Consider the following 13,089-nt stretch of genomic DNA (forward strand, 5'->3'; position numbering starts at 1 on the left):
AACTCTGATTCTTTCTAAAGATAAACATGAAAATAAAAGCAATTATACATCCCGCTGAAGAAGGAGGATATTGGGCAGAAGTTCCCGCCTTACCAGGATGTATTACTGAAGGTGATACTTATGAAGAAGTTATCTTTAACTTACAAGATGCCATTCAAGGTTGGTTAGAAGTGGCTAACGAAATTCAGGTGAATAACGACTCAGAAAAAGTGGTAGAAATTTTAGTATAAAGTCGATATCCGGGAAAAAGCTTTGTAAAATAGTTGAGGAAAGAGGATGGTTGTTAAAACGAATTACCGCCAGCCATCATATTTATCAAAAAGATGAAGTAAATGAGATTTTATCTATTCCCGTTCATAGCAATAAAGATTTAAAAATAGGCACATTAAAAGCTTTGATGAAAATAGCAGGTTTGACAGAAACCGATTTATTATAAATAGAGTCAGATTTGCAAGCAACTATATAATGTGTTGCACATTCTCAAACGTTTGGGAGAAATTGCGATCGCGTGAATTATTTATTACCTCTTCATCCGTGCGATCGATCCGTAGGTTGGGTTGCTGTCATAGGAAAAATTTGACCGTCAATGTATTCGCTTTTATAGTCAGCTACTTCCTCCAGTGCTAGGTATTCTTCTGGGGAGTAATATTGCTGTTCGGTAAGCTGCATAGTTTGAGAAAGCAAACGCTTCATCTTAGTATAACATTGGCGATCGCAATATTGTATGGACAATTATAACGATGAGTTGTTTTTCCTGGCAGTTAATTTAAAATAGAATAAACGCAGGTGAGCGTCCAAACTATCGACTACTTAAACCTCATATTGTGACACAAGATTTGCCACTCAAAGAACGTTACCGCTTGGTTAAACCAATCGCGCAAGGCAGATTTGGCAGAACTTTCCTGGCTGTTGATGAAGCTCAATCTCCTGCATCTCCTTGTGCGATCGAACAATTGCAGCCTCAAGAGCAAACGCCAGCAGCTTTAACAAAATGTGCTGAATTATTTTATCGGTCAGCGCAACGACTGGAAAAATTAGGCAAACACCCACAAATACCGGCAGTTTTAGATTACTTTACAGCAGCGGGAAATTTCTACTTGGTGCAAGAGTTTATTGATGGCAGCAATTTGGCAGAAGCAGTTGAGTCAGAGGGTGTTTTTAAGGAATCTCAAATTTGGCAACTTTTAGATGAGTTGTTGCCAATCTTGCAGTTTATCCACTCACAGCAAGTAATTCACGGCGATATTAAACCACAAAATATCATTCGTCGCAGTTCGGACGATCGCTTTATATTGGTTGATTTTAGTGCTGCTGAAGCGGTGAATATCGGCACGAGTAGCGGTAGTGCGGAATATGCCGCACCGGAACAAGCGCAAGGAAAGGCGATTTTTGCCAGCGACCTTTACAGCTTAGGAGTAACTTGCATTTACCTGCTGACGGGGATTTCTCCGTTTAATTTGTTTGATGTGGGGAATAATTGTTGGGTTTGGCGACAGTATTTGACGGATAATGTGAGCGATCGTCTCTCTTACATCTTAGATAAATTACTCCAAAATACCGTTAACCTTCGCTTTCAATCTGCTGACGAAGTTATGCAAACAATCGGTATCCAATTCAAAATCCCAAATCCCAAATCCCCAATCGAAAATCCTGCTTGGCGCTGCATACACACCCTCACCGGACATTCAGGTTCATCTGCTTGTGTGAATGCAGTTGCGATCGGCCCGGATGGTAAAATTATAGCCAGCGGTGGCGATGACAAAACTGTTAAATTGTGGAATTTAGAGACTGGGGAATTGATTTTTAGTCTCTCCGGACATTCGCACTTTGTTAAATGCGTTGCCTTTAGTCCGGACGGGTCAATTTTAGCAACGGGAAGCGACGATCGCACAATTAAATTGTGGCACGTCAGCACAGGTAAGGAAATTGCCACCCTCACCGGACATTCTCACGCTGTTAAATCACTCGCGTTTAGTCCATCCCATCTCACAAGCGGGACGCCTGCGCTACTAGCCAGCGCAAGTTGGGATAAAACAATTAAATTGTGGGATATCAATAGCAAACAAGCTATTTGCACATTAGTTGGGCATCAGTTGCAGGTGACTGCCGTTGCTTTTAACCCATATAATGCCACAGGCGGGACGCCTGTGCTACTCGCCAGTACCAGTTTCGATCGAACTGTGCGATTGTGGGATTTAACTTCTGTCGATCGTTCCGAATTTTGCCCCCAACTTCGTTATACCCTTGCAGGTCATTCCTGGCCGGTCTTTACCGCCGCATTTAGCCCTCAAGGTAATCTCCTCGCCACCGGTAGCGACGATAAAACCGTCAAATTGTGGGACTTGAAGACCGGACGAGAAATCCGCACGCTTGCGGGTCACTCTTGGACAGTCGTCGCACTTGCCTTTAGTCCTGATGGCGAAATGTTGTTTAGCGCCAGTTGGGACAAAACTGTAAAAATATGGAGGGTAAGCAGCGGTGAAGAAATTGCCACCCTCGCCCAGCATTCAGATTCCGTTTCTGCACTTGCGATTAGCCCTTATGGAAATATCCTTGCCAGCGGTAGCAAGGACAAGACCATCAAAATATGGCAACTTGTTGGCAAATTTTAGCTTAAACAGCATTTATCCCGCACCACACCGTCTAGCGGTCGGTGTGCGGCAGTTCACGCGCTACCTGTAAAAGCTACTTCTGGGAATTTACCCTGAGCTTCAGACATCGGGCGACGTCTGCCTTCTTCCTGCCAGTAGTTAATCACTTCTGTCGCTTTGTTGAGCAGCTCGACACGTTCGTGCTCGGAGATCCAATGTTTGGCTTCCAGCTCGCTTTTGAGTTCTTCCCAAGCATCGTTCCTGGGCCAGAAAAAGTATTTTGTTAAAGGGCTGGTTCCTTTACCTACAACTTGGTCAACAGCGATCGCTACATCTTTCTCCAGCCAGAGAACCTTTAAAATGAACCTCGACAATCACACCTCCGAGTTCGACTCAGACTTTCAGTTACTGTACAACCTTACTATAATAGCGTACTGATTCCTTCGCTCAACAAATCCATTCCCAAAATATTACCAGGTGCAGAACATTGACCCAAGAAACTAGCCGCCAATCAAACTCCACCGATGCGATCGTCATTTTCGATATTGATGGTGTCGTCCGCGACGTGGCGGGGTCGTATCGCAGAGCGATCGCCGATACGGTAGAGCATTTCACTGGTGGCGCTTATCGCCCAACACAAACAGATATGGACAAGCTCAAGTCGGAAGGCATCTGGAACAACGACTGGGAGGCTTCCCAGGAGTTAGTGTATCGATATTTTGAGGAACAAGGCCAGCAACGCCATCAAGTTGCGTTAGACTACCAAATCCTCATCGACTTTTTCCAGTCCCGGTATCAGGGGCCAGATTCTCAAAATTGGACAGGTTATATATGTGACGAAGCGTTATTGCTACAGCCAAGCTATCTGGAAAATTTGACCGCAGCTGGCATTCCTTGGGGCTTTTTTAGCGGTGCGCCCTGCGCCGAAGCTGCTTATGTTTTGTCAGGACGCCTCGGTTTAAACTCGCCGGTACTGATCGCGATGGAGGATGCACCCGGTAAACCCGATCCTACAGGTTTGTTAGCAGCTGTGCATCAGTTGGAGAATCAGTCATCAATAGATACTGCAACACCCGTTATTTATGTTGGCGATACGGTTGCCGATATGTTGACTGCCGAGAAGGCGCGTTTAGTCCAACCCACTCGCCGTTGGATTGGTGTCGGAATTTTGCCACCCCATCTTCAGCATACGCCCGATCGTCTCGATGCCTACACCGCCAATCTCAAGCAGGCTGGTGCAATTGTAATTTTTAACAACGTGCAAGAGTTGACTCCATCTCGGATTCGCGAATTGTTACAGAGACCTGCATAGTATTAATTTATACATTGCAATGCGGTTGTCCCTCCTACTATTTGCTTGATAATTTAGAGTTATTAATTAAGCTAAATGCTTGTGTGGCAATGCTTTTTCTATGCCATACGCACCATTGACCTTTAGCTCTAAAAAAGTATTTCTATCTGAAATAGGTAATATTTTGTTTTTTTTATACTTATTTTAAATTTGTGCGAAATAGAAAATATATGCGCGACCTCCTGGAATTTACTAATAATTTTTGTTGTTACTTTATATATTTTTAACCCGCTTAAGCTTTGGCGTGTTTATTATTCAAGAAGAAGGTTAGATAAATAACTTTATATCCCCAAAATACAAGTATGATAAAACTGACAGGTTACGATATTTCCGCTTTAATTTATGAAAGTACCAATTCCCTTGTCTATCGAGGACGCCGAAGTCGGGATAATTTACCTGTGATTCTCAAAGTCCTCAAACAAGACTATCCGACGCCGCAAGAACTCACCAGATATAAGCAAGAATATGAAATTACCAGCAACCTCAACTTAGAGGGTGTTGTCAAAGCTTATGAGTTACAACAATATCAGAACACTCTGGTGATGATACTGGAGGACTTTGGCGGCGAATCGTTAAAAATATTGATGAGTTATCGAAAGTTCTCCCTATCAGATTTTTTCGTAATAGCCATTCAGGTAGTTGATATTTTGGGGCAAATCCACCAGCAGAATATCATCCACAAAGATATTAACCCATCGAATATTGTTTTTAACCCAGAAACACAGAAAGTTAAAATTATAGATTTTGGTATTTCCACAGTTTTAACACGCGAGCAACTTACATTAAAAAATCCCAATCTTTTAGAAGGAACGTTGGCTTATATGTCGCCCGAACAGACGGGCAGAATGAACCGATCGCTAGATTATCGCACAGATTTTTACTCGCTGGGAGCCACCTTTTACGAACTGCTGACAAACAAGCTACCTTTTGAGGCGATCGATCTCATGGAGTTGGTGCATTGTCACATCGCCAAACAGCCGCATCATCCTCAGAAAATTAATCCACAAATTCCTAAAGCCGTTGCTAATATTGTCATCAAGTTGTTAGCAAAAACCGCAGAGGATAGATATCAAAGTGCCTGGGGAATCAAAGCCGATTTGGAAAAATGTCTTTGGCAATTACAAACAGGTAATATTGCCGAATTCCCCCTTGGCACCCAAGACATTTCCGATAAGTTTCAAATTCCGCAGAAATTGTATGGCAGAGAAGCAGAAATAGAAACTTTACTCGCAGCCTTCGATCGCGTCAGCCAAGGCGAAATAGAAATGATGTTAGTGTCGGGTTATTCCGGCATCGGTAAATCCGCGCTCGTACAGGAAATTTATAAGCCTATTACCCAGCAGCGAGGCTATTTCATCAGCGGAAAATTTGACCAATTGCAGCGCAATACTCCCTACAGTGCCGTAATTAAAGCCTTTCAAGAATTAGTCGGCCAACTGTTAACTGAAACTGAAACTCAGCTAGATTCATGGCGAAAAAAATTAAGCGCTGCTCTGGGGCAACAAGGTAAAGTAATAGTAGATGTAATTCCCGAAATAGAATTAATTATTGGACCTCAACCAGCAGTGGCCGAACTTGGGCCATCCGAATCGCAAAACCGCTTTAATTTAGTCTTCCAAAACTTCATCCGGGTATTCAGTCAACTGCAACACCCCTTCGTTATCTTTCTAGATGATTTGCAGTGGGCTGACTCCGCTACGCTCAAATTGATAGAGCTGATCGTGACCGATACCTATACTCATTCTCTGTTTCTGATCGGCGCGTATCGAGATAACGAAGTTGATCCCACCCATCCGTTAATGATAACTCTCGATCATTTGCGTTCCCAGTCTGAGCCTGGGAAAGAGGGAGTGATTATCAACGAAATTAGTTTATTTCCTTTGAACATTATCCATGTTACTGACTTAATTGCTGACACTTTGCACGCAAAGCCGAAATCGCTCGCACAATTTGCAGAACTCGTACTGCGTAAAACAGAGGGAAACCCCTTCTTTATCAATCAATTTCTCAATACTTTATATGAAGAAAAGCTACTTGTATTTGACTTAGATCGCAAAATTTGGCAATGGGATATAGCTCAAATTGAGGCGATGGGCATCACTGACAACGTAGTGGAGTTGATGACAGCAAAATTAAAGAAACTCCCAGAGTCAACCCAGCAAGTTTTACGCTTGGCAGCTTGTGTGGGGAATGAATTCGATTTAAAAACGCTTTCGATCATTTATGAAAAATCTGAGACGGAAACTTTTACAGAACTTTTACCAGCTATTCAGGAAGAATTAATTGTGGCGACTTCCGAGTTACAAGCGACAACGGAAGAGAAAGCGATCGATTCTCATTTGGTTATTTTAAATTATAAATTTTTGCACGATCGCGTGCAACAAGCTGCTTATATTCTAATTGATGATGAACAGAAAAAAGCAACTCATCTTAGAATAGGTAGACTTTTGCTAGCAAATGTGCCAGCCAAAGAACGAGCGGAAAGAATTTTTGAGTTAATAGATCATCTCAATGCTGGGCGGGAATTGATAACTGCAAAACCAGAAAAAATCGCTTTGGCCAAATTGAATCTAGAAGCTGGCATAAAAGCCAAACAAGCTACTGCTTATCTTTCTGCTCTAGGCTATCTAAAAGCAGGAATAGAGTTATTGACTGACAATAGTTGGAAAAGCCAATATAAATTAAATTTACATTTGTATAAAGAAAGAGCAGAAGTAGAGTATTTAAATGGTGACTTTACTTACTCAATTAAATTAATTAATTCAATTTTATCCAAAGCAAAAACAACGATTGAAAAAGCAGAAATATACAATTTATTAATTGTACAACACACCCTAAGCGGACAGTATCAAGAGGCTATAAAAGCTGGGAGAAATGCTCTCGCTTTACTAGGAATTGAGTTAGTAACTTCAGATTTTCAAACGGCATTATTTACAGAAATTAATGAAGCAAAAATAAATTTACAAGATCGAAAAATTGCTTCATTACTTGACGCAAACATAATGGAAATACCAGAAAAAATATTAGCTTTAAAAGTTCTGTCAACACTGATAGCGCCAACAAGTGTATCCGATCGAGATATTTACCCTTTAGTTGCTTTAAAAATCGTTAATATTTCCCTCAAATATGGTAATCAGCCAGAATCTTCTTTTGGCTATTCATCTTACGGTCTTATCCTATCTTGCTTTTTGGGAGATTATGAATCAGGGTATGATTTCGCTTTGCTAGCTTTAAAGCTGAGCCAAAAGTTTAACAGCCTAGCTTATAAATGTAAAGCTTGTTTCATGCTTTCCGAATGTTTTAATCATTGGTTTAACCATACGAAGGAAGCCCAGGTTATTTGTAATGAGGGATATCAAGCCGGCTTAGAATGCGGAGATTTACAATTTGCTGGCTACATCCTGGCATCTAAAACATTTCATATGTTCTATCAAGGCAAGAATTTGAAACAAATCGTTCCCGAAGCGGCTAATTATTTAGCTTTTTTACAAAAAACAAATAATTATTTATCAACCGATCTGATGCTGGGATTAGAAATCTCGATATTAAACTTAATTGGGTTGACTGGCGAAAAATTTGTTTTTGCCTCGGAGCGTATTGATGAAAAGCCGTATGTAGACAATTGCCATACCAATAACAGTATGGGTGCGATTTGCTTATATTATATTTTAAAATTACAAATTTTATATCTGTATGGCCAGTATTCCGAGGCACTAAAGTACTCTTTATTATCAGAAAAAACTATTTATTTTATTTTTACCCATATATCAGTCGCGGCACGTAATTTTTACCTATCTCTCACCCTGGTAGCGCTATACCCAGAAGCTACAGAATCCGAACAAAAACAATATGATGAGCAATTATCGGAAAATCAAAAACGGATGAAAACTTGGGCAGACAGATGTCCAGAGAACTTCCTAAATATGTATTTTTTAGTAGAAGCGGAAATAGCCCGCATTTATGGTAGATATTTAGAGGCAATAGATTTGTACGATCGAGCTATTCAGTCAGCCCATGAAAATGGTTTTATTCAAAATGAAGCATTAGCCAATGAACTAGCAGCTAAATTCTGGTTAAGCCAAGGAAAAGAAAAGTATGCCAAAACCCACATGACAGAAGCTTACTACAGCTACCAGCATTGGGGAGCCAACCGCAAAGTGCAAGATTTAGAAGAAAAATATCCCCATTTGATTGCCACAATACAAAAGGGCTTGCAGATGACAGCAGTCTTAAACTCTGTCACATATACCTCTAGTGGCAGCGATGCTAACCTGCTAGATTTAGATACAGTAATGAAAGCATCGCAAGCTATTTCCGGCGAAATTGTGCTGGCAAAATTACTGGCTTCTCTGATGAAAATACTGATTGAAAATGCCGGGGCGCAAAAAGGATTTCTTATCTTGGTAAGGGATGGAAAAATGCTGATAGAAGCATCATTTTCAGTGGATGAAGAAGAAGTAATCGTACAACAATCTACTCCAATAGAATCCAGCCAAAATTTGCCTCTGACAGTAATTAATTATGTTGAAAGAACTCGCTCTGATGTAGTATTAAGTAATGCTGCCACAGAGGAAAAATTTACTGCCGATCGCTATATTGCAGAGCAGCAATTAAAATCAGTCTTATGTACTCCTATCCTTAATCAAGGAAAACTTATCGGCATCCTTTACTTAGAAAATAATTTAACATTTGGGGCGTTCACTCCCGATAGGCTAAAAGTTTTAAGGCTGCTTTCTTCCCAGGCAGCTATCTCTCTAGAAAATGCTCTCCTCTATGCTTCCGTAGAACAAAAAGTTGCTGAAAGAACGCAGCAATTAAACGAAAAAAATATCCGCCTCGAACAAATGCTGCACGAGCTTAAACGCACTCAATCTCAACTTATTCAAAATGAAAAGATGTCTAGTTTGGGACAGATGGTGGCGGGTGTGGCTCACGAAATTAACAACCCGATCAATTTCATTTACGGGAATGTTGATTATGCCAGTAACTATGTGCGCGATCTGCTCCATCTGATTGAGGTTTATCGGCGAGAATATCCGCATCCTACACCTTTAGTTCAAAAGACAACTGAGGAGATAGAACTGGAATTTTTGGTAGAAGATTTGCAAAAAATCCTGGATTCGATGAAAGTCGGTGCAGAACGCATTCGGAATATTGTGCTGTCATTGCGAAATTTCTCGCGCCACGATGAATCGGATATGAAGCTGGTAGATATTCACTCTGGTATTGATAGTACTCTGGTAATTTTACAGCATCGACTTTCACAGGCAAAGTTTAATATTGAAGTAATTAAAGATTACGGTCAGCTACCTAAGATTAGCTGTTACGCTTCCGATCTCAATCAGGTATTTATGAATATTTTGAGTAATGCGATTGACTCTTTGGAGTCACGCTTCGCGATCGATGCTTTGTCAGAAGGAAAGAATAAATCCCAACTCCAACGCCTCCCCTTTCTACAAGCAGACGAGAAAGATAGAGGGGCAACGGAGGAATTTTTAACCCAAAATCGAAAATCGAAAATCCCAAGTCCCCAAGTTCTTATTCGCACAGAAGTTAAAGATAGCGATCGAGTGCTAATTCGGATTGCTGACAATGGCCCCGGTATGAGCGAAGATGTCCAAAAAAGGATTTTTGACCCCTTTTTTACGACAAAGCCGGTGGGTAGTGGCACCGGCTTGGGATTAACCGTTTGTTATGAAATTGTCGTACAAAAACACGGTGGAAAATTAACTTGTGTTTCTGCACCAGGAAAGGGAACGGAGTTTATCGTTGAGATTCCCATTCAACCGAAACATTAAGTCGGCACGACAAAATCAAAGGTGAGTAAGTCGTCAATGCAGGGAATTATCTCGGCTTTGATGTTCTCGTGTAACGGGTGAGGCAAATAGTTATCTCTGGCTTCAACGCTATCGAAAGTCATCAGAAATCCATGCGTAAAACCTTGGTTTAAACCCTCGCTGCTGGAGTACGGCCCACCAGCAAAGTAAGTTATGCCTGGAACTAAGTTTTTAAGCTCAGAAAGCTTGGTAAAAATGTCATCAATTTTCTCAGACGGCACTTCAGGCTTAAACTTGAACAAAACCATGTGTTGAACTTGAGTCACGGCTATAATTCCTAATTCCACTGCTTCAATTATTTGCGATCGCAACTATTCAAGGTTAATGAACTTTTCCAAAGCACTCACCACCGTTGGAGGCCAGCGGCGGATATTTTTGACCCAGTTGATATCTTTATAACGCGGGTCGAGTCCAACAGCTGCTACCCAGTTACTTTCGGCTTCGCCGTGTTGTCCGTTTACCCAAAGAGCTGCTGTCAAAGCTGCCCGCATATCGGGGAATTGAGGATATTTGCGGATGATATTTCTCATTGTCCGAATCGCTACTTCTATTTGACCTGTTTGATAGAGAGCGAGGGCGTAGTTGGCACGAGCAAAGGCAAAATTGGGTTCTAATTGAAAGGCTTTTTCGTAATCTGCGATCGCTTCTTTCCATTCTCCCAAACCGGCTTTCGCATTCGCCCGGTTGTTGTATCCCATCGCATCATTGGGACTCAGTTCCAGGAGACGATCGTAATCGGCGAGAGCTTCATCAAATTTTCCTTGCGCTTCTAGAACTGAACCGCGATTCAAATAAGGATCGGGTGCGTTGGGTGCAAGTTCCATCGCTTTGTTATAATCTGCGATCGCTTCTTCTAATTTGTTTTGACTAGCCTTAGAATTACCCCGGTTACTCCACAGCGCTGGGTTATCCGGCAATAATTCTATCAGCTGAGTCCAGTAAGTTTCAGCCGTCGCAAAGTCACCATTTTCTGTAGCGCTAAACGCTTTTTGTCCCACTTCGTTTACCTTTTCCTCTAACTCCTTTTCGCTAATACTTGATGGCGTTTCTGTTTCAGTAATGCTCGATGGTGTTTCTGTTTGGCTGACGTTCGATGGCGTTTCTGTTTCAGTAATACTCGATGGCGTTTCTGTTTCAGTAATACTCGATGGCGTTTCTGTTTCAGTAATACTCGATGGCGTTTCCGTTTCAGTAATACTCGATGGCGTTTCCGTTTCAGTAATACTCGATGGCGTTTCCGTTTCAGTAATGCTCGATGGCGTTTCCGTTTCAGTAATACTCGATGGCGTTTCGCTGACGCTTGATGGCGTTTCTGTTTCAGTAATACTAGGTGGCGCTTCGGTTTGTGCCATCACTGGCGAGATATTAACAAACCCAATTGAAATAGCAACAAGCAGTACAGTCAGTAAAGTTAGAATGCAACGAATCATAGAACGATCGCAAAAGCTAATGTTGTGTTTTGGGCTAGTATGTATGGACTGTTGTCAGCAGTCAGCCTTTACTTACATTACACCATATATAATCGTTTTTTTTATAAATTGCTTTTCTTAACTCTCAACATATTATTTGTAATCGTCATATTTAAGCAATCCTTCCAGCTTGATTTTTTTATTGTATGCCTCCTCTAATGCTTCCGGAGTAGTTGTCAATCCTAACACCAGTGTAATCCCTTCATTACTAATAGTGAATGTATTAATAAACCATTGATTATCTTGCTTAATAATCTGGCCCTTTATTTTAGCTGATTTTTTGGTAAATTTTGCTTGTGCAACATAATCACCGACAATTAATTGGCCAAACTCTTGTTTGTTCAGCCCAGAAACTCCATTACAAATAGCTCCCGTGTAGGACTCCAGTTTACCTATCTGTTGGAAAAAATAATAGAAAACCCGTTCTAATTCTTCAGGCTGCACAGATTCAAGAAATTGTGGTGTAGCTCTTTTCAATAGCTCTAAATAATTCCAGTCTTTGATAATTTCCGAGACAGCAGAATCAACGTAATTTTGTGCATCCAGCCAGATTTCCGCTCCTTGTGACATCATCTTAGCTGCTTTGGGTAGAAAAACCTTCAAAAGAACGACGATCGCAACTACCAAAGCCAGTACTAAAAGTATAAAAACAAGCAAAATCCCACCCAAAGCCGTCAGTAATTCTTTCATAAGTTTAGCCTCTTCTTTATATAATTTATCTCAACTACTTATAACCCATATGTTGCCAAGCAGCTGGGGTAACCATTCGACCGCGAGGCGTCCGCAGCATAAATCCTATCTGCATCAAGTAGGGCTCGTAAACTTCCTCAATTGTTTGCACATCTTCACCAGTTGCCGAGGCAATAGTTTCGATTCCCACTGGCCCCCCTTTAAAATTATCTATCATTACACTCAGCACTTTGCGGTCTGTCCAATCCAAACCGCGAGGATCGACATTGAAGACTTCTAATGCTTCGTCGGCAATTTTTCGATCGATCTTCCCCAGATTTTTCACTTGGGTATAATCGCGTACCCGTTTGAGCAAGCGGTTGGCAATGCGCGGCGTACCGCGACTTCGACCGGCAATTTCCTCTGCTCCTTCGCGATCGATCGGAGTTTTGAGAAGATCGGCACTTCGCAGTACAATCTCTGTTAATTCTTCTGGCTCGTAAAAGTGCAGCCGATGAATTAAACCAAAGCGATCGCGCAACGGCGAAGTCAGCGACCCCACGCGAGTTGTTGCCCCCACCAAAGTAAACGGCGACAGCGGCAAACTGCGAGTCCTCGCGCTCTGACCTTTACCTATCGCAATTTCGACTCGAAAATCTTCCATCGCTGGGTAGAGAAGTTCCTCTGCCATGCGCGTCAGGCGATGAATTTCGTCAATAAACAAAATTTCACCCGGTTTGAGACTCACCAGCAAGCCCACAATATCTCGCGGACGTTCTAGAGACGGCGCAGCTGTGATTTTACAGGTGGTGCCCATTTCCGCCGCCAGGATCAGTGCCATTGTGGTTTTGCCCAAACCGGGCGGGCCGTACAATAGCAAGTGATCCATCGTCTCGCCTCTACCTTTAGCTGCTTTGATGGCAATTTCCAAGACCGTTTTCAGGTCTTTTTGACCGATATAATCCGCAAATCGCTGGGGTCTGAGTCCCTCTTCCAGCTTGTCGGTTTCATCGCTTGTTGCGGTTGGTTGCAGTAAATCCAGTTTTGGCGATGCTTTTGGAGTTTTGCGATCGTCCTTTGACTCCCGACGCTGCTTCGGTTTGGGGTCTGGTTCGATGGGCTGTTGTTTGGAGGAAATTATCGCCATAACTATAAATCTATATTAATTAAAT

Annotated in this window: 10 protein-coding genes and 1 pseudogene; 5 read left to right on the plus strand and 6 right to left on the minus strand. The window is 41.9% G+C overall.

Annotated elements, in window-relative coordinates; all coding sequences use genetic code 11:
• Positions 1 to 26 precede the first annotated feature (26 nt).
• Together H6G03_RS05170 and H6G03_RS05175 are read left to right on the plus strand one after the other, a co-directional pair.
• Positions 27 to 230: a type II toxin-antitoxin system HicB family antitoxin gene (locus H6G03_RS05170; protein ID WP_190462762.1), complete on the plus strand. Its 204-nt coding sequence runs from the start codon at positions 27 to 29 to the stop codon at positions 228 to 230.
• A complete protein-coding gene (locus tag H6G03_RS05175) occupies positions 227 to 436 on the plus strand; it encodes a type II toxin-antitoxin system HicA family toxin (RefSeq protein ID WP_190462880.1) in 210 nt (69 codons plus the stop codon). Before H6G03_RS05170 ends, H6G03_RS05175 begins: the two co-directional genes overlap by 4 nt.
• Positions 437 to 564: 128 nt before the next feature.
• On the opposite strand, the pseudogene H6G03_RS39715 reads toward H6G03_RS05175, so the two are convergent.
• A pseudogene (locus H6G03_RS39715) lies at positions 565 to 669 on the minus strand (Uma2 family endonuclease); the annotation flags it as partial.
• A 155-nt stretch (positions 670 to 824) separates the two neighbouring features.
• Here H6G03_RS39715 and H6G03_RS05185 point away from each other — a divergent pair.
• Entirely contained in the window at positions 825 to 2,612 is a 1,788-nt protein-coding gene (locus tag H6G03_RS05185; protein WP_322111853.1) for a serine/threonine-protein kinase, read from the plus strand.
• A 53-nt stretch (positions 2,613 to 2,665) separates the two neighbouring features.
• On the opposite strand, the gene H6G03_RS05190 is transcribed toward H6G03_RS05185, so the two are convergent.
• Positions 2,666 to 2,965 carry a 30S ribosomal protein PSRP-3 gene (locus tag H6G03_RS05190; protein ID WP_190462764.1) on the minus strand — a complete coding sequence of 100 codons (300 nt, stop codon included), beginning with the start codon at positions 2,963 to 2,965 and terminating at the stop codon, positions 2,666 to 2,668.
• A gap of 113 nt (positions 2,966 to 3,078) precedes the next feature.
• Here H6G03_RS05190 and H6G03_RS05195 point away from each other — a divergent pair, with 113 nt between their 5' ends.
• Together H6G03_RS05195 and H6G03_RS05200 are read left to right on the plus strand one after the other, a co-directional pair.
• A complete protein-coding gene (locus tag H6G03_RS05195; protein ID WP_190462766.1) occupies positions 3,079 to 3,903 on the plus strand; it encodes a TIGR01548 family HAD-type hydrolase in 825 nt (274 codons plus the stop codon).
• Positions 3,904 to 4,244: 341 nt separating this feature from the next.
• Entirely contained in the window at positions 4,245 to 9,740 is a 5,496-nt protein-coding gene (locus H6G03_RS05200) for a trifunctional serine/threonine-protein kinase/ATP-binding protein/sensor histidine kinase (protein ID WP_190462767.1), read from the plus strand.
• Here the strand turns inward: H6G03_RS05200 and H6G03_RS05205 are convergent.
• The 4 genes from H6G03_RS05205 to ruvB all read right to left on the minus strand — a co-directional run bounded on the left by H6G03_RS05205 (position 9,737) and on the right by ruvB (position 13,064).
• The gene (locus H6G03_RS05205; RefSeq protein WP_190462769.1) at positions 9,737 to 10,045 is read right to left on the minus strand and encodes a Dabb family protein; all 309 of its coding nucleotides are present in this window, start codon (positions 10,043 to 10,045) and stop codon (positions 9,737 to 9,739) included. The genes H6G03_RS05200 and H6G03_RS05205 overlap by 4 nt on opposite strands.
• A gap of 45 nt (positions 10,046 to 10,090) precedes the next feature.
• Positions 10,091 to 10,840, minus strand: a complete 750-nt coding sequence (locus H6G03_RS05210) for a tetratricopeptide repeat protein (protein ID WP_322111857.1) — start codon at positions 10,838 to 10,840, stop codon at positions 10,091 to 10,093.
• Between the two features lie 501 nt (positions 10,841 to 11,341).
• Positions 11,342 to 11,938 carry a hypothetical protein gene (locus H6G03_RS05215; protein WP_190462771.1) on the minus strand — a complete coding sequence of 199 codons (597 nt, stop codon included), beginning with the start codon at positions 11,936 to 11,938 and terminating at the stop codon, positions 11,342 to 11,344.
• A gap of 34 nt (positions 11,939 to 11,972) precedes the next feature.
• A complete protein-coding gene (ruvB, locus tag H6G03_RS05220) occupies positions 11,973 to 13,064 on the minus strand; it encodes a Holliday junction branch migration DNA helicase RuvB (RefSeq protein ID WP_190462773.1) in 1,092 nt (363 codons plus the stop codon).
• Between the last annotated feature and the right edge of the window lie 25 nt (positions 13,065 to 13,089).

This window comes from Aerosakkonema funiforme FACHB-1375 (genome assembly GCF_014696265.1).
Lineage (GTDB): Bacteria > Cyanobacteriota > Cyanobacteriia > Cyanobacteriales > Aerosakkonemataceae > Aerosakkonema > Aerosakkonema funiforme_A.

Coding starts and splice junctions, on each gene's coding strand:
- ruvB (WP_190462773.1), bottom strand. CDS start 13,064: ATGGCGATAATTTCCTCCAAACAACAGCCCATCGAACCAGACCCCAAA.
- H6G03_RS05170 (WP_190462762.1), top strand. CDS start 27: ATGAAAATAAAAGCAATTATACATCCCGCTGAAGAAGGAGGATATTGG.
- H6G03_RS05215 (WP_190462771.1), bottom strand. CDS start 11,938: ATGAAAGAATTACTGACGGCTTTGGGTGGGATTTTGCTTGTTTTTATA.
- H6G03_RS05200 (WP_190462767.1), top strand. CDS start 4,245: ATGATAAAACTGACAGGTTACGATATTTCCGCTTTAATTTATGAAAGT.